This is a genomic window from Pseudomonas sp. C2B4, from assembly GCF_013359695.1.
GTDB lineage: Bacteria > Pseudomonadota > Gammaproteobacteria > Pseudomonadales > Pseudomonadaceae > Aquipseudomonas.
Genome location: NZ_JABFMU010000002.1, coordinates 55,005 through 80,533, shown reverse-complemented (window position 1 = coordinate 80,533; position 25,529 = coordinate 55,005). Strand labels below are relative to the sequence as shown.

Sequence of the window (25,529 nt, the reverse complement as noted above, 5' to 3'; positions counted from 1 at the left end):
AGTCAGGTCAACCCTGCCTCCACCAACAACTCCTCCAGCGCCAGCAAATCCGGCACCTTCGCCACCTGGTCTGCCACCTGCACCGCCGCTTTTTCCAGCGAACACAACGGCACATCCACATAACTCAACTGACTGTCGAGCTTGTAAGAACGCGGTATCCCCTGGACCAGCATCGCAATGAATTTGAGTTCAGGCCGCCCCCCCAGCGCATTGAGAATGACGATCCGCGCACGCTCGCCGATGACGATTTTGTTGCCGCACGCCGACTCGAAACTGAGCAAGGGAATCTGCCGGTTGCGCCAGGTGACTCGCCCCAGGTACCACGGCGGTGTATCCAGATCGAAGGCGGCGGGCTGGTAGTCGATCAGCTCGGCGACAGCGACGTTGGGCAGGATCAGGTTGCGGTCGGCCAGGGGCAGCAACAGGCCGGTGAGGTTGACGCTGCGCTGGTTGATGCGCTGCTCAAGCATGGTTTTTGCTCCATAAGGCGATGCTTTCGAGCAGTACCGATTCCTGGTACGGCTTGCCGAGGTAGTCGTTGACGCCAATGGCCATGGCCCGGTCGCGGTGTTTCTGGCCGGTGCGGGAAGTGATCATGATGATCGGCAGGTGCTGCAAACGTTCATCGTTGCGCACTTGGGTCGCCACTTCGAAGCCGTCCATGCGCGGCATTTCGATGTCCAGCAGCATGACGTCCGGCATGTGTTCTTCGAGCAGCAGCATGGCGTCGACCCCGTCCTTGGCCGTCAGCACGTTCATGCCATGGCGTTCGAGCAGACGGCTGGTGACCTTGCGCACGGTGACCGAGTCGTCGACCACCATCACCAGCAACGGCCGTTGCGGTTCGAATTCGCTCTCATGACTCTGCGTGCGCTGCGGCACATGGGCTTGCAGGGCGCGGATCGGCGCCAGCAAATCGAGAATCAGCACCACCCGACCATCCCCCAGAATCGTCGCCCCGGACACGCCCTGCACCGCCGCAAACTGCGGGCCAAGGCTCTTGAACACGATTTCGCGGGTGCCGGCCATGGCATCGACCTGCACGGCGATATGGCGCTCGTTGCATTGCACCAGCAATACCGGAAGCGGCAGGCTCTGGCCCAACAGTTTTGGCCGGGGACAGGTTTTCAGCAGCTCGCCCAGGTAGCACAGCTCATAGCGTTGACCGGCGTATTCATAGGTCGGCGGATCGAGTCGGAAGTGCCCTTCGAGCTCATTGGGCAACACGCGGACGATACCGTCGATGGTATTCAGCGGAATTGCGTACTGGTCCTCCCCGCATTGCACCATCAGCGCACGGTTGACCGACACGGTGAACGGCAGGCGGATGCGGAAATGCACACCCTGCCCCGCCACAGAGTCGATACTCATGGTGCCGCCCAGTTGCCGCACTTCTTCGTGCACCACGTCCATGCCGACGCCGCGCCCGGAGATCTGGGTGATTTTCTCGGCGGTGGAAAATCCTGGCTGCAGGATGAACTGCAACACGTCGCGGTCGCTGATTTCACTGTCCGGATCGAGCAAGCCACGTTTGATGGCCTTGCGTCGCACCGCGTCCAGCGGCACGCCGGCACCGTCGTCGCGGATATCGAAAATGATGTCCCCCCCTTCGCGCAACAGGTCGAGGGTGATCCGCCCTTGCGCCGGCTTGCCCGCCGCGATCCGCACCTCGGCCGATTCAAGGCCATGGTCCACGGCGTTGCGCAGCATATGCTCCAGCGGAGCCGCCATGCGTTCGAGCACGTTGCGATCCATCTCGCCTTCAGCGTTGCCGACGATGAACTCCACGTCCTTGCCCAATTCCTCGGACACCTGGCGGACGATCCGCTTCAAGCGCGGCAGCATCCTTTCGAACGGCACCATGCGCGTGCGCATCAGGCCTTCCTGCAACTCGGTGTTGATGCGGCCCTGTTGCTGCAACAGGTTTTCCGCGTCCTGGTTGCGCCGTTCGAGGGTTTCCTTGAGGTCGAGCAAGTCGGAAGCGGACTCGAACAAGGCCCGCGACAGTTGCTGCAACTGCGAATGACGGTCCATCTCTAGCGGGTCGAATTCTTCATAACCCAGACGTTCGGCATCGACCTGCTGACGGCTGAGGATCCGGCCCTGGGTTTCGGTGTCGAGGCGGCGCAACTGGTCGCGCATACGCTCGATGGTGGTTTCCATCTCGTTGAGTGCCACTTGCGCGTCGCTGACCTGTTGTTCGATCCGCCCACGGAAGATAGACGCTTCACCGGCCAGGTTGACCAGGTCGTCGAGCAACTCCGCCGAGACCTTGACCATGTCCGCACCGGCGTCCGGTTGCAGCGGCGACGCCTCGGTTTTTACCGCGGCAGGCAGGGCGACCGGGGCCGGAGCCGGGGCTTCAGGTACTGCCGGGTGGCTGAAATTCCTGATCGCATCGAGCAAGCGATCGGCCGGCGGCAACGGCTCCCCGGCGCGAGCCGCGTCGAGCATTTGCGCCAGTCGGTCATGGCTGCGTTGCAGCAATTCAAACAGCGCGCCGGTGGGTTTCAGGATGCCGGCGGATAACCCTTCGTAGAGAAATTCCAGTTCATGGGCCAGGTCGCCGATCGGGGTGATTTCCACCATGCGCGCCCCACCCTTGAGGGTGTGCAGGTCGCGCAGCAGGGTTTCCACTTCCTGGCGGTTCGAAGGCTCGGCCTGCCAGCGCACCAGCGCCGCGCCTGAGCTGTCGATGATGTCGAAACCTTCTTCAAGGAAGATATCCAGCAGCTCGCTGTCATGGTGGGCGGTGTCATTGCTGGCCGCCGATTCAATCACCTCGCTGTGGTTCGCGTGGCCCTGGCGAAAGGCGCGGATCGCTTCGATCAGTTCGCTCGGGTCGCCCAACGACTGGCGGGCCTGCAACTGCTCGAGCAACTGCGCCAAACGATCATGGCTGTGCTGCAGCAGCTGCGCCAGCGCTTCGCTGTGGCTGTAGCGGCGGTCCACCAACCCTTCGTAAAGGCTCTCCAGTTCATGGGCCAGGTCACCGACCGGCTCGACCTCGGCCATCCGCGCGCCACCTTTGAGGGTGTGCAAGTCGCGTTGCAGGGACGACAAAGGTGCAGGGTTCTGCGGCTCGCTTAACCAGCGTTGCAGAGCCTGATTGGCGCTGTCGAGGATATCCACGGCTTCTTCGAGGAAGATCGACACGATCTCGTCATCGACCTCAGCCGCACGCCCCTCTGTGGGAGCGAGCCTGCTCGCGATGGGCTCATGGGCGCCGCGCTCATCCAGTGACAACGCGTCATCGTTGACGTCCATCGCGAGCAGGTTCGCTCCCACAGGGGGGAGTGTATTTTCGGCCCCCACAGGGGCGAGTGTGTTTTCAAGTTCGGCGGTGACATCGGACAGTTCACGAATGCTCAGGGTGCGGCTGCCGTCGCTGCGGATCAGGCCCATGGCCGATGGGTCGAGGCTCTGGTCAAGCAGGCCGTGCAAGGCGCGAATGCGATCCGGGCGCGGGCTGACTTCCTGGCCGGCGGCCAGTTCGTCGAGCATGTTGATCAGCGCTTCGTGGGCACTTTGCGCCTCGTGGAAAAACGTCTCGCTGACGGCCAGGCTGCTTTCTTCCACGGCACCGTAGAGGTCGAGCAAGGCTTCGCACAGCTCATCCACCGGATGCAGGTCGGCCAGGTGCGCGCCTTCGCCGAGGGTGGTCAATTCGTCCAGCAGTGCACTGAGCTCCTGACGCTCGCCGGGATGTTGCTGCCAGCGCTGCAACAGGCTTTCGGCGTCCAGCAGGATATCCATGCCCCGGGCCAGGAAGTTGTTGATCAATTGCGGATCACGCTTGACCCGCGGGCCGCTGCTCGGCGCATCCAGAATGCTTTGCAGACGCTCGGCCAACAACGCCCGGGCCCGCTCGACCAGGGAACGGGCGTGAGGGATTTCGGCCAGTGGATCTTTTTTGAGCTGACGCAAGCCGAGGCGGAACAAGCCTTCGGCTTCCAGCAGCACTTCGACCTCATCCAGGTCCAGGGCGATTTGGTGAGCCTTGTATTCCCGGGCCAGTTGATCCAGTGGCGTGGCCAACTCAACAATGGGCAAGACCCCGGCCATCGACGCGCTGCCCTTGAGGGTATGCAAGGCGCGCAGCAACTCGTCACTGGCTTGCAACGGCACATGTTCGGCGGCCTGATCAAGGAAGCGGTTGAGGCTGCTCAAATGGGTTTCGGCTTCTTTGCGGAAGATCTCCAGCAACAGGGGGTCGAGTGCCGTGACGTCTTGGGTGTCCTCATCGGATAACGGCTCATCCCCCTTGGCCAGGGCATGGGCACGGGCGGCCAACTGGTCGACATCGTTGCGCTGGCGCTGGGCGTTGGCGGCGTATTCAGCCACCAGCTCAGGCAGCAAATGCAGGACATCACCGATCAGCTGCTGCACCGTGGCGCCCGGTTCCACGCTGTTTTCGAGGACGCGGTTGAGCAGGTTTTCCACGGCCCACGCCAGCTCCCCAAGTACCAGCGCGCGGACCATCCGGCCACTGCCCTTGAGGGTATGGAAGGCGCGCCGCAGTTCACTCAACGCGGAGCGGTTGTCGGGGTTGATCGACCAGCGCGGCAAGTACTCGCGCAGGATTTCCAGCACCTCCTCGGTTTCCTCAAGGAACACTTCTCGCAGTTCGTCGTCCACCGGCGCCTCTCCGGGAGGCGGTGGCAACAGGCTGCCCGGCGTGGTCATGGCCGGCGGGTTGAGGGCAGACACCGGGCTGGCCAGCACATCGGCCAGGCTCTGGACGATGTCCGAGGCCTCCAGCTCCTGTTGTTGCTGCAGGGTCTGCGCCTCGTCGGGGCTCAGCACATCCTCAAGCACGGGCACATGCTGTTCACTGGGCTTTTCATTAGGGAAGAAGCCCAGTGACGCCAGGCTCTTTTCTGCGATGTCGAGCAACTGTTCACCCGGCGCTTCCGGATCATCGTTGAGGCGCTCAAGGTAATACTCGAGGCTGGCGATGACGTCGGCCAGGCTGTCGAGTTCCTGCCAGCCAGGCTGACCCGGATCGAGCATCAGGTGTTCGCGGATGAAGTGATTGCAGGTTTCGATCAGGCCCGCCGCACGGCTCAGCGGAATCATCGCCAGCGCGCCCCGCACCTGGGTGAGCAAGGCAGGCAATGCCTGCAAATGCTGGCGATCCCAGTCGGCGTCAATGTAGTCGACGATCATGTCCTTGGCCTGTTGCAGGCAGATGCGGGCTTCCTTGATCACGATCTGATGGATCTGCGTCAGGTCGGTGGTTGGCAGACGGCTGTCTTCCTGGCTTTCGGGCTCCACCGTACCCACCATGCCGGCCAGGGTTGCCTCGACGTAGAGCAAGGCCCCGGCGACGTCCATGAGGATCGCATCATCCGGCGCACGCTGGCCCTGGGCGAGGCTCAGCACCACTGCCAATTGATCGATGATGACCTTGCGCGGTTGACCGAATCCCAGCACCGCCAGGGTGTCGGCGATTTGCCGCAACGGGGCGAGCAGGCTATCGAGATCCGCAACGTGCTGTCGGTCGCTGCGCACGAACAGGTCCAGGCGTTCCTTGACCCGCACCAGCTCTTCGCACAGCGCCGCCAGCACCGAACGCATGGCATCGCGGTCAGGGCCGGCCAGCCGTGCGCGTTCCTCATCGACCATTGCGCTGTCAGGCAGTGCGTCGTCCAGTCCGTAGCGATCTTTCATGGTCAGCATCTGCCCGGTGGGGTGTTCGGCCTTGGCGATGTAGAACAGCAAGCTCTTGAGCAGTTCTGGCGGCGCCGGTTGATTGATCGCGCCCGCGCCCTGTTCGAGCAGTCGCTTGAGTTCCTTGTCGGTGTCCTTGAACAGGCTGCGCAAGGCCGGACTGTTGGCGATTGCGCCAGCGCGCATGCCTTCGACCAACGCCGAAGCGATTTGCCATAACGGGCTCAAGGGCGCGTTGCCGCACAGGCTTTCAAGGCGGGAAAACACCTTGGCCAGATAGCCGAGGTGAGTGTCGTCATCCTGTTCGCGCAGCAAGCCGACCAGGGCCATCTGCAACATCTGCCGCAGCTTGCGCAACACATTGGGTAGATCCGCCGGTTCCAGCAGCGCCAGGGATTCGGCGTCCAGGGGTGACAGTTGCGGCAGTTGCGGGCTGAACAAACTGGTTTCCGACAACAGGCTTTCACCACGGGCACTGCGCAGGTCGTTGATCAACGGCAGCACCACCAGCGGCAAATCGCGACGCGCACCCTGTACCCGGTCGAGGTAGATCGGCAATTGACCCAGGGCTTGCAGCATCAGGTGCAACGCTTCGTCACGATGGCTGACGCGATTGTTTTGCAAGGCGGCGGTCAGTTGCTCCATCTCTTCGGCGAGCAGGGCCGCGCCGTAGAACTCGACCATCTGCAAACTGCCGTGAACCTGATGGATGCACGCCAGGCAATCGCTCAGGGCGTGCGTCGCCTGCGGGTCATCAAGCTGGGTTTCGATCGCGTGATGAGCCTGCTTCAGCGTTTCGGCAATCTCGCCTTTGACCCACTCGAGGGCCACATAGTCGTGCCGATCACCCATAACCACTCCAGTTTTCGCTTCAGTCACGTTGCATCAGTCAAATGGCATGCGCCCGTGGGCGGTTCAAGCGTTGTCCGTCACCTGTGCCTTGGTGGCCGGCAAGGTGAAACCGGACACCGACCGTCGCAGCTGGCTGGCCATTTTCGCCAGGTTGCCGATGCTCTCGGCGGTGGCGGTGGAGCCTGACGAGGTCTGCGTGGTGATCTGCTGGATCACGTTCATCGTCAGGGAAATCTGGCCGGCAGACGACGTCTGTTGCTGCGCCGCGTTGGAAATGCTCTGGATCAACGCCGCGAGGGTTTTGGAAACGCCTTCGATCTCCTCCAGGGCCACACCGGCATCCTGCGCCAGACGGGCGCCGCGCACCACTTCGGTGGTGGTCTGCTCCATGGAAATCACCGCTTCGTTGGTGTCGGTCTGGATCGCCCGCACCAGGGTTTCGATCTGCCGCGTCGCCGCCGAAGAACGCTCCGCCAGCCGCTGTACTTCGTCGGCAACCACCGCGAAGCCGCGCCCGGCATCGCCGGCCATGGAGGCCTGGATCGCCGCGTTGAGCGCGAGGATGTTGGTCTGATCGGCAATGTCATCGATCAGGCTGACAATGTCGCCGATTTCCTGGGAAGACTCGCCCAGACGCTTGATCCGCTTGGCGGTGTCCTGAATCTGCTCGCGAATATTGTCCATGCCATGGATGGTGTTGTGCACCACCTCGTTGCCCTTGTTGGCGATTTCCACCGAACGCTCGGCCACTGCCGAGGATTCCGCGGCGTTGGCCGACACCTGATCGATGGACTCGGCCATGTCATTGATCGCGGTGGAGGCTTCGGAAATCTGCTGTGCCTGATGCTCCGAGGCCTGCGCCAGGTGCATGGCGGTGGCCTGGGTTTCCTGCACGGCCGCGGCGACCTGCCCGGCGGTCAGGTTGATGGTCGCCACGAGGTCGCGCAACTGATCCACGGAATAATTGATTGAGTCGGCGATGGTGCCGGTGAAGTCCTCGGTCACCGAGGCGGTCACGGTCAGGTCGCCATCGGCCAGGTCTTCGATTTCGTCGAGCAGTCGCATGATCGCGTTCTGGTTGCGCTCGTTCTTCTCGGCGGTTTCCCGCAACTGGCGATTGGTCTCGCGCACCATCACCAGACCGATGAGGATGATCGACATCAATGCCGCCAGGCCCAGCACGTAGCCGCCGATGGTGTCGGTTTTGCGTCCGCCGGCGAGGTTTTCGAAACCGCTGGCCAGGTGCGAGGCTTCATCGAGCAGGGTTTGCGACAGACTGAAAATGTTCGTGGCCGACTCGCGGACCTTGAACAGCTCCGGCGAGGTTTCGAGAATTTCATCCACAGAACCGGAGACGAATTCGAACAGTTCAGAGATCTCCATCAACCGAGCCCGCGCATCACGGTCTTCGACCTGGCTGACCCGCAGCGCCACGTTGCCCTGGAGCATGCCGTTGAGTACCTGCCCGAAACGCGCCGCGTCGCGGCCAAAGGCGTCCGCCGCCTGTTGCGAACTTTCATCGCCGGCCAACACCGTGTTCACGGCACCGAGAATGCGTTCGGCCAGCAGCGACTGTCGCTGGGCCATGGCCACTTGGGCAGCGGGAGCGCCGCGCTGCAACAGGATCTCAACCACTTTCTCGTATTCGACCTGCAACTGCGGCACCGTTTCGGCCAGGGTCGCGGCCACCTGGTGCAGCGACAACACGGTCTGCTCGCTGGAGAGAATCGCATCGGTGTTTTTCAACAGACGCTCCCAATCGAGCTGCACGGCGCGCATTTCCGGGCGCACATCGGACGGTGCCGGTGGCAGGCCTGTGACCGGGTCACCCTTTTTCAGGTAGCTCCAGCGCTGGGCAAAATCGTTGCGCGCATCACTGAGCAACTTGAACGCAGCGGCCTTGCCGGCGGCGGCTTCGGTGGCGTTTTTGGCAATGCGCTGGGACAACACGCGCAGCTCGCCGGCATGGCCGATGTACTGTTTATCGTACGTGGCCTGGGTGTTGAGGTACGCGAAGTTGGCGAACAACAGCATGATGAAAATGATCAGCGCGATGAACAGCGCAATGATCTGCGAACGACTGCGCGACCCTTCCATTGGCTTGCCTGTTTTTGCTTTTATCATCGGTCTTCGCCTGTTAATCCACACCGTTCAAACCTTGCCGAAGAACCCTGTGGGAGCGAGCCTGCTCGCGAATCAGGCGCCGCGTCGCATCAGGATCACCGCGTTATCGTTCATTCGCGAGCAGGCTCGCTCCCACAGTGTTAGAGCGCGATATTCATGAAACCCTGTGATCTCGCCAGCGCAAACGGGCTGAACACCCGCCATGTCTGATCACGCTGAAAGCACCCTTCGACAAATGCCGACATCGGCCCCGGCACAACATCTGCCGGCACAGGCTGCAGGCTGTCCCGGGCGAAATGCTGGAGGCCGAACACTTCATCGACCATCAGCCCGGCAAACACTTCCTGATGCTCCACCACCAACACCCGCCGCTGCCTGCGCGCGGCCGACAGTTCATGGCCCAGGAAGCCACCAAGATCCATGATCGGCAGCAAACGCCCGCGCAGGTTGGCCACTCCCTTGACCCAGGGTTTCACCCCCGGCACCTGGGTAAAACGCGGCTCGTGCAGCACTTCACTGACTTCACCCATGGGCGCGACGTACCAGTGTTCGCCCAGGCGAAAGCCGATGCCGCTCCAACTGTCCTGACGGATCGGCTGGGACGGCAAGTCCGCTGCCAGCAGCCGACAGCGCTGGTCGATCTGCAGCAGGAGCTCGAAGGCCGTCAGCGACTCGGTCATGGCCCGACAATCAACCGTTGAGCACGTTGTTCAGGGTCTTGAGCAGGGTTTCTTCGTCGACCGGCTTGGTCAGGTAGTCCCTGGCGCCCTGGCGCGTGCCCCAGACCTTGTCGGTTTCCTGATCCTTGGTGGTGATGATGATCACCGGGATGTGCCCGGTCTCGGGGTCTTTGGTCAACTGGCGGGTCGCCTGGAACCCGTTGAGGCCGGGCATCACGATGTCCATCAGCACCGCATCGGGTTTTTCCAGGCGGGCCAGGGCCACGCCGTCGGCGCCGTTTTCGGCTTTCAATACTTCATGACCGTGCTTTTCCAGCATGCCGGTCAGTTTGTACATTTCAGTCGGCGAATCATCGACGATCAGAATACGTGCCATGGTCTTCCCCATTCTTGTCGACGCAAGGCCCGCTGGCCGAGCGTCACTTCAGGTGTCTTACTGCGGCAAAACGGCGGCGAAGCCCGGAACATGGGCCTGGATCGCGTTCAGCAGTTCTTCCTTGCTGAAAGGCTTGGTCAAAAACTGGTCGGAGCCGACAATGCGCCCCTTGGCCTTATCGAACAGCCCGTCCTTGGACGACAGCATAATCACTGGCGTGGACTTGAAGGCACTGTTGTTCTTGATTAAAGCGCAGGTCTGATAGCCATCCAGACGCGGCATCATGATGTCGACGAAGATGATGCCGGGGTGATTGTCGGCAATCTTGGCCAGCGCATCGAAACCATCGATGGCCGTGATGACCTCACAACCTACATTCTTGAGCAGCGTTTCGGCGGTGCGTCGAATCGTCTTCGAATCGTCGATCACCATGACCTTCAAGGCGCTGGATTGCTGTTCCATAAGATGCTCTCGCGTCGCCTTTACGAATCTATTTGTCCGTTAACGGGTAATCGGTGGCTCCAAACCCTTGATGCTCAAGGGCCAGCGCGACATGGCAGCCTTTTTAGCACAGTCTCCAAATCCAATCTATCGACCGGCCCCGGCGATGGTTTTTCCTTGACCGGGACCACACTCAGCGCCACTCTGACGCCACTTTTATACGCTGATCTTTTGTAGGAGCGAGCTCGCTCGCGATGGAGCACAACGATAACGCGTGCTGCCTGGTTGAACGCGTTGCCATGAAGTTTTTCGCGAGCGAGCTCGCTCCTACACAAATCGCCATAGCCCCCAAAATTTCGAGGAAAGACCCATGAGCGTTCGCGTCGGGATTGTCATGGACCCTATCGCCAGCATCTCCTATAAAAAGGATAGCTCGCTGGCCATGCTGCTGGCCGCGCAGAAGCGCGGTTGGGAACTGTTCTATATGGAACAGCGCGACCTCTACCAGGCCGAAGGCCAGGCCCGGGCGCGGATGCGTCCGCTGAAAGTGTTCGCCAACCCGGAAAAGTGGTTCGAACTGGACGCCGAGCAGGACGCGCTGCTCAGCGATCTGGATGTGATCCTGATGCGCAAGGATCCGCCGTTCGACATGGAGTTCGTCTACTCCACTTACTTGCTGGAACAGGCCGAAAGCGCTGGCGTGCTGGTGGTCAACAAGCCGCAGAGCCTGCGCGACTGCAACGAAAAGCTGTTCGCCACGCTGTTCCCGCAGTGCACCCCGCCGACCATCGTCAGCCGCCGTCCGGATGTGCTGCGCGAATTCGCCGATCATCACGGTGATGTGATCCTCAAGCCGCTGGACGGCATGGGCGGCTCCTCGATCTTCCGTCACACCGCGGGCCACCCGAACCTTTCGGTCATCCTCGAAACCCTGACCCTGCATGGTCAGCAACAAATCATGATCCAGGGTTACCTGCCGGCCATTGTCGATGGCGACAAACGCATCCTGATGATCGACGGCGAGCCGGTGGACTACTGTCTGGCGCGCATCCCGGCCGCTGGCGAGACCCGTGGCAACCTCGCCGCCGGCGGTCGTGGCGAAGCGCGTCCGCTGACCGAGAAAGACCGCTGGATCGCAGCACAAGTCGGCCCGACCCTGCGGGAGAAAGGCCTGCTGTTCGTCGGCCTCGACGTGATCGGCGAGCACCTGACGGAAATCAACGTCACCAGCCCGACCTGCATCCGCGAAATCGATAATGCCTTCGGCACTGACATCGGCGGCCTGCTGATGGATGCCATCGATCAGAAGCTCAAGGCACGTTGATTAGCCAAACCAACATTGCGTTATCATGCGCGGCCTGTGAAAACGTGATGTTGGTTTCCTTGTCATGACCCTCCCGTCCGATCTGCCTCCCGAACTCGCCCACACCGGCGTGCGCCCGGCCGATCGCCTCGGTTTTACCCTGTTTCTGGCGGCGCTGGTGCACCTGGCGTTGCTGCTGGGTGTCGGTTTTACAATGGTCGAACCCCAGCAGATCAGCAGAACCCTGGAAATCACCCTCGCCACCTTCAAAAGCGAAAAGAAGCCGGAAAAAGCCGACTTTCTCGCTCAGGAAAATCAGCAAGGCAGCGGCACGCTGGATAAAAAGGCCATCCCCAAGACCACCGAGGTCGCGCCTTTCCAGGACAACAAGGTGCAGAAGGTCACGCCACCGCCCGCCGCCAAGCCTGAAGTACAAGAGGCTGCGCCAAAGGCTGCCGTGACCACCGTCGCGCCGAAGCCGAAAAAAACCGCCACCAAGACCGAAGAACCCAAACCTGTCACCAAACCGGCAGTGGCCGCGCCGACATTCGACACAGAACAACTGTCCAGCGACATCGCCAGCCTGGAAGCGGAACTGGCCAATGAGCAACAGCTGTACGCCAAACGCCCGCGCATCCACCGCCTGAGCGCCGCCTCGACCATGCGCGACAAGGGCGCCTGGTATAAAGATGAATGGCGCAAGAAAGTCGAGCGAATCGGCAACCTCAACTACCCCGAGGAAGCCCGGCGCAAGCAGATTTACGGCAATTTGCGCCTGATGGTGTCGATCAACCGCGACGGTTCGCTGTATGAAGTGCTGGTGCTGGAATCCTCCGGCCAGCCGCTGCTGGACCAGGCAGCCCAGCGCATCGTGCGCCTGGCGGCTCCCTTTGCACCGTTTACCGGGGATTTGTCGGACATCGACCGGCTGGAGATCATCCGCACGTGGAAGTTTGCGCGTGGGGATCGGTTGTCCAGCAACTAACGCCCCGCAAATATCCCTTGTGGGAGCGAGCCTGCTCGCGAATGCGGTGTGTCAGGCAACATCACTGTCACTGACAAGTCCTCTTCGCGAGCAGGCTCGCTCCCACAGTGGCCCGCGTCGCTATCATGATTTAGGGCATTTCCTGTGCATCCCCAGCTTGTCAGTTCGCCCCTCCAACGCCACACTAGCGCTCATGAAAAACGTCAGCCCAAGCTACCTCAAGCATCACTTCCTGATCGCCATGCCTCACATGGTCGACCCGAACTTTGCGCACACCTTGACCTACATCGTCGAGCACACGGCCAATGGTGCCATGGGGCTGGTGGTCAACCGTCCGCAGGACCTGAACCTGGCCGATATCCTTGAGCAATTGCGTCCCGATGTCGAACCGCCGGTCCTCTGCCAGCATGTGCCGATCTTCATTGGCGGGCCGGTTCAGACCGATCGCGGCTTTGTTTTGCATCCATCAGGCAAGACCTTTCAGGCGACCGTTGATCTGGAAGGCGACCTATCCTTGTCGACCTCCCAGGACGTGTTGTTTGCCATCGCCGATGGCCTCGGTCCGGCGAAGAGCCTGATCGCCCTCGGCTACGCCGGCTGGGAAGCCGGGCAGCTGGAAGCCGAACTGGCCCAGAACGCCTGGCTGACCTGCCCGTTCAACGCCGACATTCTGTTCAACACCAGCAGTGAGCTGCGCCTGGAAGCGGCAGCCAAGCACCTGGGCATTAACCTCAGCCTGCTCACCAGCCAGGCGGGGCACGCCTGATGGCCCTGCGGCTGATTCTGGGTTTTGACTACGGCACCAAATCGATCGGCGTGGCAGTCGGCCAGGTCGTTACCGGCCAGGCCCGCGAGTTGTGCACCCTGAAAGCGCAGAACGGCATTCCCGATTGGGATAAGGTCGATGCGTTGATCAAAGAGTGGAAGCCCGACGCCGTAGTGGTAGGCCTGCCGCTGAACATGGACGGCACGCCCAGCGACATGTGCGCCCGTGCGGAAAAATTCGCCCGCCGCCTGAACGGCCGCTTCAACCTGCCTTTCTATACCCATGATGAACGCCTGACCACTTTCGAAGCCAAGGGCGAACGCCTGGCCCGTGGCGGGCAAAAAGGCAGCTACCGCGACAACCCGGTCGATGCCATCGCCGCCGCCCTGCTGCTGCAAGGCTGGCTCGACGAAAACGCTGCATTGTTTGAATCCTGAAAGCGCTACGGCGCTTCTTTTTTAGCGACAACCCGAGCCACACTCCGGCGCCACACTCCGGAAAACAGGCTCGGGCCCAAGAAGGAGCAACCATGAGCCTGCCCAATCCCGCCGAACTGATCAGCCAGATGGCGATAAGTCTCAAGGCACACCTGGAACACCGTGGCATCAGCGACCCGCGCTATATCGGCATCCGTACCGGCGGCGTGTGGGTCGCCCAGGCCTTGCTGAAAGAGCTGGGCAGCAATGACCCCCTCGGCACGCTTGACGTTTCCTTCTACCGTGACGATTTCAGCCAGAACGGCCTGCACCCGCAAGTGCGCCCTTCGGCCCTGCCGTTCGAAATCGAAGGCCAGCACCTGGTGCTGATCGATGACGTGTTGATGAGTGGCCGGACCATCCGTGCCGCCATGAACGAGCTCTTCGACTACGGCCGCCCGGCCAGCGTGACGCTGGTGTGCCTGCTGGACCTGGACGCCGGCGAGCTGCCGATCCGCCCGAACGTGCTGGGTGCGACCCTGTCCCTGGCCGCAAACGAACGGGTGAAACTGTCCGGTCCGGAGCTTGAGCTCGAAGTACAAGACCTCGCCCTTTAATTCGCCCTATTGAGAGTCCCATTGCGATGACGCCTCCAGAAACCAAGCGCCCGCTGCAGCTCAATGACCAGGGCCAGCTGCGCCACTTCCTCTCGCTCGACGGTTTGCGCCGCGAGTTGCTGACGGAAATCCTCGACACCGCCGACTCCTTCCTCGAAGTCGGTGCCCGGGCGGTGAAGAAGGTCCCGTTGTTGCGCGGTAAAACCGTGTGCAACGTGTTCTTCGAGAACTCCACCCGCACCCGCACCACGTTCGAACTGGCGGCCCAGCGCCTGTCGGCGGACGTGATCACCCTGAACGTGTCGACATCGTCGGCGAGCAAGGGGGAAACCCTGCTCGATACCCTGCGCAACCTGGAAGCCATGGCCGCCGACATGTTCGTCGTGCGCCACGGTGATTCCGGTGCCGCACACTTCATCGCCGAGCATGTGTGCCCGCAAGTGGCGATCATCAACGGTGGCGACGGCCGTCACGCCCACCCGACCCAAGGCATGCTCGACATGCTCACCATCCGCCGGCACAAGGGCGGCTTCGAGAATCTGTCGGTGGCCATCGTCGGCGACATCCTGCACTCGCGGGTCGCGCGCTCGAACATGCTGGCGCTGAAAACCCTGGGTTGCCCGGACATCCGTGTGATTGCGCCGAAAACCCTGTTGCCGATCGGTATCGAACAATACGGCGTGAAGGTCTACACCGACATGACCGAAGGCCTCAAAGACGTGGACGTGGTGATCATGCTGCGCCTGCAGCGCGAGCGCATGACCGGCGGCCTGCTGCCCAGCGAGGGCGAGTTCTACCGACTGTTCGGCCTGACCACCGCGCGCCTGGCCGGCGCCAAGCCCGACGCCATTGTCATGCACCCGGGCCCGATCAACCGTGGCGTGGAAATCGAGTCGGCGGTGGCCGACGGCCCGCACTCGGTGATTCTCAATCAGGTGACTTACGGCATCGCAATTCGCATGGCCGTGTTGTCCATGGCCATGAGCGGGCAGACTGCGCAGCGCCAATTCGAGCAGGAGAACGTGCAGTGAAGCTCAGTATTCTTGGCGCCCGCGTCATTGATCCGGCCAGTGGCCTGGACCAGATCACCGATATCCATATCGAAGCCTGCAAGATCGTCGCCATTGGCGCCGCGCCAGCCGGTTTTGTCGCTGTCGACACCCTCGACGCCAAAGGCCTGGTGGCCGCCCCTGGCCTGGTCGACCTCAACGTCGCGCTGCGCGAACCGGGTTACAGCCGCAAAGGTTCGATCGTCAGCGAAACCCGCGCCGCCGCTGCCGGTGGCGTCACCAGCCTGTGCTGCCCTCCCAAAACCAAACCGGTGCTGGACACCTCGGCGGTGGCCGAACTGATCCTCGACCGCGCCCGTGAGGCCGGCAACACCAAAGTTTTCCCGATCGGCGCCCTGAGCAAAGGCCTGGACGGCGAACAGCTGGCCGAACTGGTTGCCTTGCGCGATGCCGGTTGCGTGGCCTTCGGCAACGGCCTGGAGAGTTTCCGCAACACCCGCACCCTATGCCGGGCACTGGACTACGCGGCCACCTTCGACCTGACGGTGATTTTCAACTCCCAGGATCACGACCTCGCCGAAGGCGGACTGGCCCATGAAGGCCCGACCGCGAGTTTCCTCGGCTTGCCGGGCATCCCGGAAACCGCCGAAACCGTGGCCCTGGCCCGGGACCTGCTGTTGGTAGAACAGACCGGCGTTCGCGCCCACTTCAGCCAGCTCACCAGCGCTCGCGGCGTGGCACTGATCGCTCAGGCCCAGGCTCGTGGCTTGAAGGTCACGGCGGATGTGGCGCTGTATCAGTTGATCCTCACCGATGAAGCCTTGATCGACTTCAGCAGCCTTTATCACGTCCAGCCGCCGCTGCGCACCCGCGCCGACCGCGATGGCCTGCGTGAAGCGGTGAAATCCGGGGTGGTGTCGGCCATATCCAGTCATCACCAACCCCATGAGCGAGACGCCAAGCTGGCGCCGTTCGGTGCCACGGAGCCGGGCATCAGCAGCGTTGAATTGCTGCTGCCGCTAGCGATGACCCTGGTGGAAGATGGTTTGCTGGACTTGCCGACCTTGCTGGCACGCTTGAGCACCGGACCGGCAGATGCGCTGCGCCTGCCGGCGGGCAAGCTGGCGGTGGGTGGTGCGGCGGACATCGTGCTGTTCGACCCGACGGCCTCCACCGTGGCCGGTGAGACCTGGCTGTCCAAGGGCGAGAACTGCCCGTTCATTGGCCACAGCCTGCCGGGTGTGGTGCGTTACACCCTGGTGGATGGACGGATCAGTCACCAGGCTTAAAACTGCGTCGCCTGCATTCGCGAGCAGGCTCGCTCCCACTGGGTTATCCGTTGACCGCAAAATTTGCGGCCAAAACCTATCCACTGTGGGAGCGAGCCTGCTCGCGAAGATTTACTGGAAGGCACCTCTGTTCTGGGCGTTCCGCAGCGAAACCTGGTCATTCAGCGTCCAGAAGTCATACAACACCCCCAGGAAGAACAACCCACCCGTCAGCAGGTACAGCAACCCGCTGATCCATTTGCCCTGATACATCCGGTGTACGCCGAACACCCCGAGAAACGTCAGCAGAATCCACGCCACGTTGTATTCGATCGGTCCAGCGGTAAACCGCAGGTCCGCTTCGCGATCCATCGCCGGGATCAGGAACAGGTCAATCAACCAGCCAATCCCCAGCAAACCGAAGGTGAAAAACCAGATCGTCCCGGTCACCGGCTTGCCGTAATAGAAGCGGTGGGCGCCGGTAAAACCGAAGATCCATAGCAAATAGCCAATCACTTTACTGTGGGTGTCCTGATGCGGGACGGGTTGCTGATAGGTGTTCATGGATGACCTCGATTCACGCGATAGATAAATATTCTTTAAATCTTTGTGACTTTTTTACGAGCAGCCGACGTATGGCAAATGCTACGTTCCCTTCCGTCAAACCCTTGTAGCGCCTGAGTTCTGTCTGACAATCGCGTCTTTTTTCCGCTTATTTGGTTCCGTTAGACCCTATTGGAATCGACAAACGGCCTCGGAATGCCAAAAAAAGCTGTTATAAAGTTGCGCGCTAACCCATACGAGCCCTGCCTAATGCGTCCATTTTTCAAGACATGGCTAACCATTTGCCTATTATTGCCACTGGCCGCCCACGCCACCAATCGTGAGCAACGTCTTCCGAACGTTAATGGTTACACCCCAAAATCCCATGCTTCTGCTCCATCGAGCAAAAGCAAGAAATCGCTCAAAACCGCTCCTCAGTTGAGCAGCAAGAGCAGCCTGGTTCCTCCCATGGCAACCAAGGAAAGCAGCGACGTGCTGAGCCGCGCGGTCAACGTCCTCGGTACACCGTACCGTTGGGGCGGCAGCAGCCCGAGCAAAGGCTTCGATTGCAGCGGCCTGGTGAAATACGCGTTCAATGACGCCACGTTTGACCTGCCACGCACGTCCAATGCCATGGCCAGCGGTCATGGCGAGAAAGTCGATCGCGCCGACCTCAAGCCAGGCGACCTGATCTTCTTCAACATCAAGAGCCGTCGAGTCAACCACGTTGCCATCTACCTGGGCAACGACCGCTTCATCCACGCACCTCGCCGTGGCAAGTCGGTGACCATCGATACCTTGAAGAAACCGTACTGGGAAAACCACTACGTGGTGGCCAAGCGGGTTCTGCCTAAAGATCAGAAAGCCTTGCAGGTTGTTCAGCGCTGATCTCAGCGTCCTGCATCATCATTGATCATGATGACCCCTTCGCGAGCAAGCCCGCTCCCACATTGGAATGCATTCCCCTGTGGGAGCGGGCTTGCTCGCGAAGGCGTCTTTGAAATCACCAAAAACCCCCTCAAAAATTATCCGGCGACCGCGCCTTATCCCGCGCCTGATCGCGGCTGACCAATCCCCTGGCCACCAGATCCTTCAAGGCCATATCCAGCGTCTGCATCCCCAGCGACCCGCCCGCTTGAATCGATGAATACATCTGCGCCACCTTGTCCTCACGGATCAGGTTACGGATCGCCGACGTGCCGAGCATGATCTCGTGAGCCGCGATGCGCCCTCCGCCGATTTTCTTCACCAGCGTCTGGGACACCACGGCCAGCAGCGATTCGGAAAGCATGGAGCGCACCATGGATTTTTCGTCCCCCGGAAACACGTCCACGATCCGGTCGATGGTTTTCGCCGCCGATGTGGTGTGCAGCGTGCCGAACACCAGATGGCCGGTTTCAGCCGCGGTCAGTGCCAGGCGAATGGTCTCCAGATCGCGCATTTCACCCACCATAATCACATCCGGGTCCTCGCGCAGGGCCGAGCGCAGGGCCGTGGCGAAACTGCGGGTATCACGGTGGACTTCGCGCTGGTTGATCAGGCACTTGCGCGATTCGTGGACAAATTCGATCGGGTCTTCGATGGTGAGGATATGGTGATGCCGATGACTGTTCAGGTAATCGATCATTGCCGCCAAGGTGGTGGACTTGCCGGAACCGGTCGGCCCGGTCACCAGCACCAGTCCCCGGGGGGCGTCGGTCATCTTGCGGAACACATCGCCCATGCCCAGCTCGTCCATGCTCAGGACCCTGGAGGGGATCGTGCGAAACACCGCGCCAGCCCCGCGGCTCTGGTTGAAGGCGTTGACCCGAAAACGCGCCACGCCGGGTACGTCGAAGGAAAAGTCGGTTTCCAGATGTTTTTCGAAGTCCACCCGCTGGGTGTCGTTCATGATGTCGTAGATCAGTGCCTGCACTTCCTCGTGGTTCAGGGGCGGCAGGTTGATGCGGCGTATATCACCGTCTACGCGGATCATCGGCGGCAGACCGGCAGACAGATGCAAATCGGAAGCTCCCTGTCTGGCGCTGAACGCCAGTAGCTCAGTGATATCCATAGCACTCCTCAATTCCAGTAGAATGCGGCCAACCTCAGACCCGCTGGCGCCTCTTGAATGTCCACGATAGCAGACAACATCTCACTGGTTAGTTCGCGCATACACGCCGCAACACTCGCCGCCAATCGTGACGAAAACAGCGTCCAGCTGCTGGCTGTGAGCAAGACCAAACCCGCACAAGACCTGCGCGAAGCCTATGCCGCCGGCCTGCGCGACTTTGGCGAAAACTATCTGCAAGAGGCCCTGGGCAAGCAACTCGAATTGGCCGACCTGCCCTTGATCTGGCACTTCATCGGCCCCATTCAATCGAACAAGACTCGCGCTATCGCCGAGCATTTCGACTGGGTGCATTCCGTGGATCGTCTGAAAATCGCACAACGCCTGTCCGAACAACGCCCTGCCGATCTACCGCCACTGAACATCTGCATCCAGGTCAATGTCAGCGGTGAAGCCAGCAAGTCAGGCTGCACGCCGGCCGACTTGCCGGCACTGGCCAACGCCATCAGCACCCTGCCACGCCTGAAGTTGCGCGGGCTGATGGCCATTCCCGAGCCGACTGAAGATCGCGCCGCCCAGGATGCCGCATTCGCTGCCGTGCAACGCCTGCAAGCCAGCCTGAACCTGCCACTCGACACACTTTCCATGGGCATGAGCCACGACCTCGAGTCGGCCATCGCCCAGGGTGCCACCTGGGTGCGGATCGGTACCGCCCTGTTTGGCGCCCGCGACTACGGCCAGCCATAACCATGGCCGCCCCACTTCTTTATAAGGACCTGACATGAGCAAGACGCGTATTGCCTTTATCGGTGCCGGCAACATGGCCGCGAGCCTGATCGGCGGCCTGCGGGCCAAAGGTCTGGACGCCACGCAGATCCGCGCCAGCGATCCGGGCGATGAAACCCGTGCCCGCGTGAGCGCCGAACATGGCATCGAAGTGTTCGCCGACAATGCCCAAGCCGTTGAAGGCGCCGATGTCGTCGTACTGGCGGTTAAACCCCAGGCGATGAAAGCCGTTTGCGAAGCGATTCGCCCTAGCCTCAAGCCGAACCAACTGGTGGTGTCGATTGCTGCTGGCATCACCTGCGCCAGCATGAATAACTGGCTCGGCGCCCAACCAATCGTGCGCTGCATGCCCAACACGCCAGCGCTGCTGCGTCAGGGTGTGAGCGGTTTATTCGCCACCGCCCAGGTGAGCGCCGAGCAGCGCCAGCAAGCCCAGGAACTGCTGTCGGCGGTTGGCATTGCCCTGTGGCTGGACGAGGAACAGCAACTGGACGCCGTCACCGCGGTGTCCGGTTCCGGTCCCGCGTACTTCTTCCTGCTCATCGAAGCCATGACCGCCGCCGGTGTGAAGCTCGGCCTGCCAGCGGATGTCGCCGCCCAACTGACCGTGCAAACCGCCCTGGGCGCCGCGCACATGGCGGTGGCCAGTGACGTCGATGCCGCTGAATTACGTCGCCGCGTCACCTCACCTGCGGGCACCACGGAAGCCGCGATCAAGTCGTTCCAGGCCGATGGCTTCGAAGCCCTGGTGGAAAAAGCACTCGGCGCCGCCGCGCACCGCTCCGCCGAGATGGCTGAGCAACTCGGTCGCTAATCAGCACTTAAAAAGGAATCAATAATGCTCGGACTCAATGACGCTGCCATTTTTGTGATTCAAACCCTGGGCAGCCTGTATCTGCTGATTGTGCTATTGCGCTTCATCCTGCAACTGGTGCGGGCGAACTTCTACAATCCGCTCTGCCAGTTCGCCGTGAAAGCCACTCAACCTTTGCTCAAGCCACTGCGCCGGGTGATCCCGAGCATGTTCGGCCTGGACATGTCGTCGCTGGTACTGGCGCTGCTGGTGCAGATGGCGCTGTTCGCGGTCATCCTGTTGCTCAGCGGCTATGAGGTCAATGTGCTGCTCCTGGCACCATGGGCTCTGATTGGCATCTTTGCGCTGTTTTTGAAGATCCTGTTCTGGGCGATGATCATCAGCGTGATCCTGTCCTGGGTCGCTCCGGGCAGCCACAACCCGGGCGCGGAGCTGGTGCAGCAGATCACTGAACCGGTACTCGCGCCGTTCCGCCGGATCATTCCGAATCTGGGCGGCCTCGATATTTCGCCGATCTTCGCCTTTATTGCGCTGCAACTGTTGCAGAGCTGGCTGATCCCGCGCCTGGCGTACTACGCGCTAATGCCGCGTGAGCTGTTTGGGCTGATCTGATTCTGCTGTAACGCGTCATCGTTCTTCGCGAGCAGGCTCGCTCCCACAGGGGTATGCATCCCATTGTGGGAGCGAGCCTGCTCGCGAATGCCGCACCTCGGCCTAACTGGATGAAAACAGGCCCGGCCTTTGCTTGCCGCTAACCCCAGCGGTCTTTAGACTTACGCCTCATTTCAATGAGAGCAGGGTCGATGCCAGCTGCCTTCCCCCCCGATTCTGTTGGTCTGGTGACGCCGCAAGTGGCGCACTTCAGCGAACCCCTGGCGTTGGCCTGTGGTCGTTCGCTCCCGGCCTATGACCTGATTTACGAAACCTACGGCACGCTGAACGCCAACGCGAGCAACGCTGTGCTGATCTGCCACGCCTTGTCCGGCCACCATCACGCGGCCGGCTTCCACAGCCCCGACGACCGCAAGCCCGGTTGGTGGGACAGCTGCATCGGTCCCGGCAAGCCAATCGATACCAACAAGTTCTTCGTGGTCAGCCTGAACAACCTCGGCGGCTGCAACGGCTCCACCGGCCCAAGCAGCATCAACCCGGAAACCGGCAAGCCATTCGGCGCCGATTTCCCGGTACTGACCGTGGAAGACTGGGTGCACAGCCAGGCACGCCTGGCGGACCGACTCGGCATCGCCCAGTTCGCCGCCGTGATCGGTGGCAGCCTCGGTGGCATGCAGGCGATGCAATGGAGCATCACTTACCCTGACCGTATCCGTCACTGCCTGGCCATCGCCTCGGCGCCCAAACTGTCGGCACAGAACATTGCCTTCAACGAAGTGGCGCGTCAGGCGATCCTCACCGACCCCGAATTCCACGGCGGTTCGTTCCAGGAACAAGGGGTGATCCCCAAGCGCGGGCTGATGCTGGCGCGGATGGTCGGGCACATCACCTACCTGTCCGACGACTCCATGGGCGAGAAATTCGGTCGCGGCCTGAAAAGCGAGAAGCTCAACTACGACTTCCACAGTGTCGAGTTCCAGGTGGAAAGCTACCTGCGTTATCAGGGTGAAGAGTTTTCCGGGCGTTTCGACGCCAACACCTACCTGCTGATGACCAAGGCCCTGGACTATTTCGACCCGGCGGCCAACTTCGACGATGACCTGGCCAAGACCTTCGCCAACGCCACCGCCAAGTTCTGCGTGATGTCGTTCACCACCGACTGGCGCTTCTCCCCGGCCCGCTCGCGGGAACTGGTGGACGCGCTGATGGCCGCGCGCAAGGACGTCTGTTACCTGGAGATCGACGCGCCGCAAGGCCATGACGCCTTCCTGATTCCGATCCCGCGCTACTTGCAGGCGTTCGGCAATTACATGAACCGCATTACGTTGTGAGATAGCCATGAGAGCTGATCTGGAAATCATCCAGGAATGGATCCCCGCCGGCAGCCGCGTGCTCGACCTCGGTTGCGGTAACGGCGAGCTGCTGACCTGGCTGCGCGACAACAAGCAAGTCACCGGTTACGGTCTGGAAAACGACGCGGACAACATCGCCGAGTGCGTGGCCAAGGGCATCAACGTCATCGAACAGGACCTGGACAAGGGCCTGGGCAACTTCGCCAGCAACAGTTTCGACATCGTGGTCATGACCCAGGCGCTGCAAGCGGTGCACTACCCGGACAAGATCCTCGACGAAATGCTGCGGGTCGGCCGCCAGTGCATCATCACCTTCCCGAATTTCGGTCACTGGCGCTGCCGCTGGTACCTGGCGAGCAAGGGCCGGATGCCGGTTTCCGAGTTTCTGCCGTACACCTGGTACAACACGCCGAACATCCACTTCTGCACCTTCGCCGACTTTGAGGCGTTGTGCCGCGAACGTGAAGCGAAGGTCATTGATCGGCTGGCCGTGGATCAACAGCATCGGCACGGGTGGGCCAGCAAGCTATGGCCTAATCTGTTAGGTGAGATCGGCATTTACCGCGTCAGCAGCCCGGGGCTTGCAGACCACAAGGTCGCGGTCTGAACACCTTTTTTCGAGGAGAATGATCATGGGTCGTCTAGCACTGTTTTTATTCACCGCCTGCCTGAGCGTCACGGCCATTGCCGCTGATGCGATCAAAGGTGATCGCAAGGAAGTCTTTGGCGACACGACGGTGCACTACAACACCTTCAACTCCACGTTCCTGACGCCGGACATCGCCAAGGCCGCGGAACTCACCCGCAGCAAGAACCAGGGCGTGATCAACATTTCCGTGCTCAAGGACGGCAAACCGCAGATGGCCCAGGTCAGCGGCACGGTCAAAGACCTGACCAGCCAAAGCGTGAACCTGAACTTCAAGCAGATCACCGAACAGGGCGCGATCTACTACATCGCCCAATACCCGGTACCCCAGCAGGAAACCCGCACCTTCGACATCAAGGTGCAGACCGGTGACAAAATCAACACCATCAACTTCAACCAAGAGCTCTTCCCCGGCGAATGATCAACTTCACGCAACTCGTATTGGCCAGCCATAACGCCGGCAAACTCAAGGAACTCCAGGCCATGCTCGGCGAGTCGGTGCAATTGCGCTCGATCGGCGAGTTCAGCAGCGTGGAGCCTGAAGAAACCGGTCTGTCGTTCGTAGAGAACGCCATCCTCAAGGCCCGCAATGCCGCGCGCATTTCCGGCCTGCCGGCACTGGCCGACGATTCCGGGCTGGCGGTGGATTTCCTCGGTGGCGCGCCAGGCATCTACTCGGCGCGCTATGCCGACGGCAAGGGCGATGCGGCGAACAACGCCAAACTGCTCGACGTGTTGAAGGACGTGCCTGAAGCCGAACGCGGCGCGCAGTTCGTCTGCGTACTGGCGTTGGTCCGTCATGCCGACGATCCGCTGCCAATCCTGTGTGAAGGCCTGTGGCACGGCCGCATCCTGACCCAGGCCAGCGGCGAACACGGTTTTGGCTACGACCCGCTGTTCTGGGTGCCGGAGCGCGATTGCTCCAGCGCCGAGCTGAGCCCGGGCGACAAGAACCAGATCAGTCACCGCGCCCGTGCAATGGATCTGCTGCGCCAGCGTCTGGGCTTGAAATGACCATTGAATCATCCGCGCCGCTGATCTTCGGCGGCGCGCAAACGCCTCGGGCGGCCCTGCCAGTGCTGCCGCCCCTGGCGCTGTACATCCACATCCCGTGGTGTGTACGCAAATGCCCTTATTGCGACTTCAACTCCCATACGGCCAGCCCGGTGCTGCCGGAAGAGGAGTATGTCGACGCGTTGCTGGCCGACCTTGATCAGGACCTGCACGCCGTTTATGGCCGCGAGTTGAGTTCGATCTTCTTCGGTGGCGGCACGCCGAGCCTGTTCAGTGCCCAAGCGTTGGGCCGATTGCTAAAAGGTGTCGAACAGCGCATCCCGTTTGCCAGCGACATCGAAATCACCCTGGAGGCCAATCCGGGGACATTTGAACAAGAGAAATTCGTCGCTTACCGGGCGCTGGGCATCAATCGCCTGTCGATCGGCATTCAGAGCTTTCAGCAGGAAAAACTCAAGGCACTGGGACGGATTCACAACGGTGATGAAGCCGTACGCGCCGCCGGCATGGCCCGCGAGGCCGGGTTCGACAACTTTAATCTGGACCTGATGCACGGCTTGCCCGATCAGTCCCTGGATGACGCACTGAGCGACCTGCGCCAGGCCATCGCCCTGAAGCCGACCCATTTGTCCTGGTATCAGCTGACCCTGGAGCCGAACACGGTGTTCTGGAACCAGCCGCCGACGCTGCCGGAAGACGACACGCTGTGGGACATTCAGGAAGCTGGCCAGGCGCTGCTGGCCGAACACGGCTACGCCCAGTATGAAGTCTCGGCCTATGCCCAACCCGGTCGTCCAGCACGGCACAACCTCAATTACTGGAGCTTTGGCGACTTCATTGGTATCGGTGCCGGCGCCCACGGCAAACTCAGCCACCCGGACGGGCGCATCATCCGCACCTGGAAGACTCGCCTGCCGAAGGACTATCTGAACCCGAAAAAACGCTTTCAGGCTGGCGAAAAGGCGCTGACCAATGAAGAAATGCCGTTCGAGTTCCTGATGAATGCCCTCCGCCTGACCGCAGGTGTCGAGGCGCGGCTGTATCCGGAGCGCACCGGGCTTCCCCTGGAAAGCCTGGCCGAAGCCCGCCGTGAAGCCGAACAAAGCGGCCTGTTGCAGGTCGAACCGTCACGTCTGGCGGCCACCGAGCGCGGACAGCTCTTCCTCAACGACTTGTTGCAGACTTTTCTGACCTAAGGAAA

Annotated in this window: 24 protein-coding genes; 16 read left to right on the top strand and 8 right to left on the bottom strand. The window is 61.3% G+C overall.

All coding sequences use genetic code 11. The features are described from left to right. Positions 1-2: 2 nt before the first annotated feature. The 6 genes from HNQ83_RS02070 to pilG all read right to left on the bottom strand — a co-directional run bounded on the left by HNQ83_RS02070 (position 3) and on the right by pilG (position 10,167). Entirely contained in the window at positions 3-470 is a 468-nt protein-coding gene (locus HNQ83_RS02070; RefSeq protein ID WP_175387431.1) for a chemotaxis protein CheW, read from the bottom strand. Next, positions 463-6,525, bottom strand: coding sequence for an Hpt domain-containing protein (locus tag HNQ83_RS02065; protein ID WP_175387430.1), 6,063 nt, complete (start codon positions 6,523-6,525; stop codon positions 463-465). Before HNQ83_RS02065 ends, HNQ83_RS02070 begins: the two co-directional genes overlap by 8 nt. Positions 6,526-6,588: 63 nt before the next feature. Continuing rightward, the gene (locus tag HNQ83_RS02060; protein ID WP_175387429.1) at positions 6,589-8,649 is read right to left on the bottom strand and encodes a methyl-accepting chemotaxis protein; all 2,061 of its coding nucleotides are present in this window, start codon (positions 8,647-8,649) and stop codon (positions 6,589-6,591) included. Positions 8,650-8,789: 140 nt separating this feature from the next. Next, positions 8,790-9,329 carry a chemotaxis protein CheW gene (locus HNQ83_RS02055; RefSeq protein WP_175387428.1) on the bottom strand — a complete coding sequence of 180 codons (540 nt, stop codon included), beginning with the start codon at positions 9,327-9,329 and terminating at the stop codon, positions 8,790-8,792. A 10-nt stretch (positions 9,330-9,339) separates the two neighbouring features. Beyond that, a complete protein-coding gene (gene pilH / locus HNQ83_RS02050) occupies positions 9,340-9,705 on the bottom strand; it encodes a twitching motility response regulator PilH (RefSeq protein ID WP_150773652.1) in 366 nt (121 codons plus the stop codon). A gap of 57 nt (positions 9,706-9,762) precedes the next feature. After that, positions 9,763-10,167: a twitching motility response regulator PilG gene (pilG, locus tag HNQ83_RS02045; RefSeq protein ID WP_175387427.1), complete on the bottom strand. Its 405-nt coding sequence runs from the start codon at positions 10,165-10,167 to the stop codon at positions 9,763-9,765. 349 nt (positions 10,168-10,516) lie between these two features. Between pilG and gshB the strand changes: the two genes are divergently transcribed. The 7 genes from gshB to HNQ83_RS02010 all read left to right on the top strand — a co-directional run bounded on the left by gshB (position 10,517) and on the right by HNQ83_RS02010 (position 16,532). Then, positions 10,517-11,470 (top strand): glutathione synthase, encoded by a 954-nt coding sequence (gshB, locus tag HNQ83_RS02040; RefSeq protein WP_175387426.1) that lies wholly within the window; start codon positions 10,517-10,519, stop codon positions 11,468-11,470. A 64-nt stretch (positions 11,471-11,534) separates the two neighbouring features. Continuing rightward, positions 11,535-12,434: an energy transducer TonB gene (locus HNQ83_RS02035; RefSeq protein ID WP_175387425.1), complete on the top strand. Its 900-nt coding sequence runs from the start codon at positions 11,535-11,537 to the stop codon at positions 12,432-12,434. A 193-nt stretch (positions 12,435-12,627) separates the two neighbouring features. Beyond that, on the top strand, positions 12,628-13,200 hold the full coding sequence (locus HNQ83_RS02030; protein WP_175387424.1) for a YqgE/AlgH family protein: 573 nt from the start codon (positions 12,628-12,630) through the stop codon (positions 13,198-13,200). Continuing rightward, positions 13,200-13,637: a Holliday junction resolvase RuvX gene (gene ruvX / locus HNQ83_RS02025; RefSeq protein WP_175387423.1), complete on the top strand. Its 438-nt coding sequence runs from the start codon at positions 13,200-13,202 to the stop codon at positions 13,635-13,637. The genes HNQ83_RS02030 and ruvX overlap by 1 nt, the downstream gene beginning before the upstream one ends. Before the next feature lie 92 nt (positions 13,638-13,729). Further along, a complete protein-coding gene (gene pyrR / locus HNQ83_RS02020; protein ID WP_175387422.1) occupies positions 13,730-14,233 on the top strand; it encodes a bifunctional pyr operon transcriptional regulator/uracil phosphoribosyltransferase PyrR in 504 nt (167 codons plus the stop codon). A gap of 26 nt (positions 14,234-14,259) precedes the next feature. Next, entirely contained in the window at positions 14,260-15,264 is a 1,005-nt protein-coding gene (locus HNQ83_RS02015) for an aspartate carbamoyltransferase catalytic subunit (RefSeq protein WP_096514412.1), read from the top strand. After that, positions 15,261-16,532 (top strand): dihydroorotase, encoded by a 1,272-nt coding sequence (locus HNQ83_RS02010; RefSeq protein WP_175387421.1) that lies wholly within the window; start codon positions 15,261-15,263, stop codon positions 16,530-16,532. Before HNQ83_RS02015 ends, HNQ83_RS02010 begins: the two co-directional genes overlap by 4 nt. 111 nt (positions 16,533-16,643) lie before the next feature. On the opposite strand, the gene HNQ83_RS02005 is transcribed toward HNQ83_RS02010, so the two are convergent. After that, positions 16,644-17,075, bottom strand: a complete 432-nt coding sequence (locus HNQ83_RS02005; protein WP_175387420.1) for an NINE protein — start codon at positions 17,073-17,075, stop codon at positions 16,644-16,646. Between the two features lie 249 nt (positions 17,076-17,324). On the opposite strand from HNQ83_RS02005, the gene HNQ83_RS02000 reads away from it, so the two are divergent. Further along, entirely contained in the window at positions 17,325-17,942 is a 618-nt protein-coding gene (locus HNQ83_RS02000) for a C40 family peptidase (RefSeq protein ID WP_175387419.1), read from the top strand. 130 nt (positions 17,943-18,072) lie between these two features. Here HNQ83_RS02000 and HNQ83_RS01995 read toward each other — a convergent pair whose 3' ends face one another. Further along, positions 18,073-19,107 carry a type IV pilus twitching motility protein PilT gene (locus HNQ83_RS01995; protein WP_175387418.1) on the bottom strand — a complete coding sequence of 345 codons (1,035 nt, stop codon included), beginning with the start codon at positions 19,105-19,107 and terminating at the stop codon, positions 18,073-18,075. Positions 19,108-19,164: 57 nt separating this feature from the next. On the opposite strand from HNQ83_RS01995, the gene HNQ83_RS01990 reads away from it, so the two are divergent. The 8 genes from HNQ83_RS01990 (at position 19,165) to hemW (ending at position 25,524) form a co-directional block, all read left to right on the top strand. Beyond that, positions 19,165-19,851, top strand: coding sequence for a YggS family pyridoxal phosphate-dependent enzyme (locus tag HNQ83_RS01990; protein ID WP_175387417.1), 687 nt, complete (start codon positions 19,165-19,167; stop codon positions 19,849-19,851). A gap of 34 nt (positions 19,852-19,885) precedes the next feature. Continuing rightward, positions 19,886-20,704: a pyrroline-5-carboxylate reductase gene (gene proC / locus HNQ83_RS01985; protein ID WP_175387416.1), complete on the top strand. Its 819-nt coding sequence runs from the start codon at positions 19,886-19,888 to the stop codon at positions 20,702-20,704. A 24-nt stretch (positions 20,705-20,728) separates the two neighbouring features. Further along, positions 20,729-21,316 (top strand): YggT family protein, encoded by a 588-nt coding sequence (locus tag HNQ83_RS01980; RefSeq protein ID WP_175387415.1) that lies wholly within the window; start codon positions 20,729-20,731, stop codon positions 21,314-21,316. Between the two features lie 191 nt (positions 21,317-21,507). Further along, positions 21,508-22,647, top strand: coding sequence for a homoserine O-acetyltransferase (locus tag HNQ83_RS01975; RefSeq protein WP_175387414.1), 1,140 nt, complete (start codon positions 21,508-21,510; stop codon positions 22,645-22,647). A gap of 7 nt (positions 22,648-22,654) precedes the next feature. Next, positions 22,655-23,275: a methionine biosynthesis protein MetW gene (metW, locus tag HNQ83_RS01970; RefSeq protein WP_077046059.1), complete on the top strand. Its 621-nt coding sequence runs from the start codon at positions 22,655-22,657 to the stop codon at positions 23,273-23,275. A 25-nt stretch (positions 23,276-23,300) separates the two neighbouring features. Further along, positions 23,301-23,735 carry a DUF4426 domain-containing protein gene (locus tag HNQ83_RS01965; protein WP_175387413.1) on the top strand — a complete coding sequence of 145 codons (435 nt, stop codon included), beginning with the start codon at positions 23,301-23,303 and terminating at the stop codon, positions 23,733-23,735. Further along, the gene (gene rdgB / locus HNQ83_RS01960; RefSeq protein WP_033043028.1) at positions 23,732-24,328 is read left to right on the top strand and encodes an RdgB/HAM1 family non-canonical purine NTP pyrophosphatase; all 597 of its coding nucleotides are present in this window, start codon (positions 23,732-23,734) and stop codon (positions 24,326-24,328) included. The genes HNQ83_RS01965 and rdgB overlap by 4 nt, the downstream gene beginning before the upstream one ends. After that, on the top strand, positions 24,325-25,524 hold the full coding sequence (hemW, locus tag HNQ83_RS01955) for a radical SAM family heme chaperone HemW (protein WP_256668824.1): 1,200 nt from the start codon (positions 24,325-24,327) through the stop codon (positions 25,522-25,524). The genes rdgB and hemW overlap by 4 nt, the downstream gene beginning before the upstream one ends. The last annotated feature ends 5 nt before the right edge of the window (positions 25,525-25,529 follow it).

Coding starts and splice junctions, on each gene's coding strand:
- HNQ83_RS01975 (WP_175387414.1), top strand. CDS start 21,508: ATGCCAGCTGCCTTCCCCCCCGATTCTGTTGGTCTGGTGACGCCGCAA.
- pilH (WP_150773652.1), bottom strand. CDS start 9,705: ATGGCACGTATTCTGATCGTCGATGATTCGCCGACTGAAATGTACAAA.
- pilG (WP_175387427.1), bottom strand. CDS start 10,167: ATGGAACAGCAATCCAGCGCCTTGAAGGTCATGGTGATCGACGATTCG.
- HNQ83_RS02065 (WP_175387430.1), bottom strand. CDS start 6,525: ATGGGTGATCGGCACGACTATGTGGCCCTCGAGTGGGTCAAAGGCGAG.
- ruvX (WP_175387423.1), top strand. CDS start 13,200: ATGGCCCTGCGGCTGATTCTGGGTTTTGACTACGGCACCAAATCGATC.
- HNQ83_RS02070 (WP_175387431.1), bottom strand. CDS start 470: ATGCTTGAGCAGCGCATCAACCAGCGCAGCGTCAACCTCACCGGCCTG.
- gshB (WP_175387426.1), top strand. CDS start 10,517: ATGAGCGTTCGCGTCGGGATTGTCATGGACCCTATCGCCAGCATCTCC.
- rdgB (WP_033043028.1), top strand. CDS start 23,732: ATGATCAACTTCACGCAACTCGTATTGGCCAGCCATAACGCCGGCAAA.
- HNQ83_RS02000 (WP_175387419.1), top strand. CDS start 17,325: ATGCGTCCATTTTTCAAGACATGGCTAACCATTTGCCTATTATTGCCA.
- HNQ83_RS01995 (WP_175387418.1), bottom strand. CDS start 19,107: ATGGATATCACTGAGCTACTGGCGTTCAGCGCCAGACAGGGAGCTTCC.
- HNQ83_RS02035 (WP_175387425.1), top strand. CDS start 11,535: ATGACCCTCCCGTCCGATCTGCCTCCCGAACTCGCCCACACCGGCGTG.
- HNQ83_RS02060 (WP_175387429.1), bottom strand. CDS start 8,649: ATGATAAAAGCAAAAACAGGCAAGCCAATGGAAGGGTCGCGCAGTCGT.
- HNQ83_RS02015 (WP_096514412.1), top strand. CDS start 14,260: ATGACGCCTCCAGAAACCAAGCGCCCGCTGCAGCTCAATGACCAGGGC.
- pyrR (WP_175387422.1), top strand. CDS start 13,730: ATGAGCCTGCCCAATCCCGCCGAACTGATCAGCCAGATGGCGATAAGT.
- HNQ83_RS01980 (WP_175387415.1), top strand. CDS start 20,729: ATGCTCGGACTCAATGACGCTGCCATTTTTGTGATTCAAACCCTGGGC.
- HNQ83_RS02005 (WP_175387420.1), bottom strand. CDS start 17,075: ATGAACACCTATCAGCAACCCGTCCCGCATCAGGACACCCACAGTAAA.
- HNQ83_RS01965 (WP_175387413.1), top strand. CDS start 23,301: ATGGGTCGTCTAGCACTGTTTTTATTCACCGCCTGCCTGAGCGTCACG.
- HNQ83_RS01990 (WP_175387417.1), top strand. CDS start 19,165: ATGTCCACGATAGCAGACAACATCTCACTGGTTAGTTCGCGCATACAC.
- HNQ83_RS02030 (WP_175387424.1), top strand. CDS start 12,628: ATGAAAAACGTCAGCCCAAGCTACCTCAAGCATCACTTCCTGATCGCC.
- hemW (WP_256668824.1), top strand. CDS start 24,325: ATGACCATTGAATCATCCGCGCCGCTGATCTTCGGCGGCGCGCAAACG.
- metW (WP_077046059.1), top strand. CDS start 22,655: ATGAGAGCTGATCTGGAAATCATCCAGGAATGGATCCCCGCCGGCAGC.
- proC (WP_175387416.1), top strand. CDS start 19,886: ATGAGCAAGACGCGTATTGCCTTTATCGGTGCCGGCAACATGGCCGCG.
- HNQ83_RS02055 (WP_175387428.1), bottom strand. CDS start 9,329: ATGACCGAGTCGCTGACGGCCTTCGAGCTCCTGCTGCAGATCGACCAG.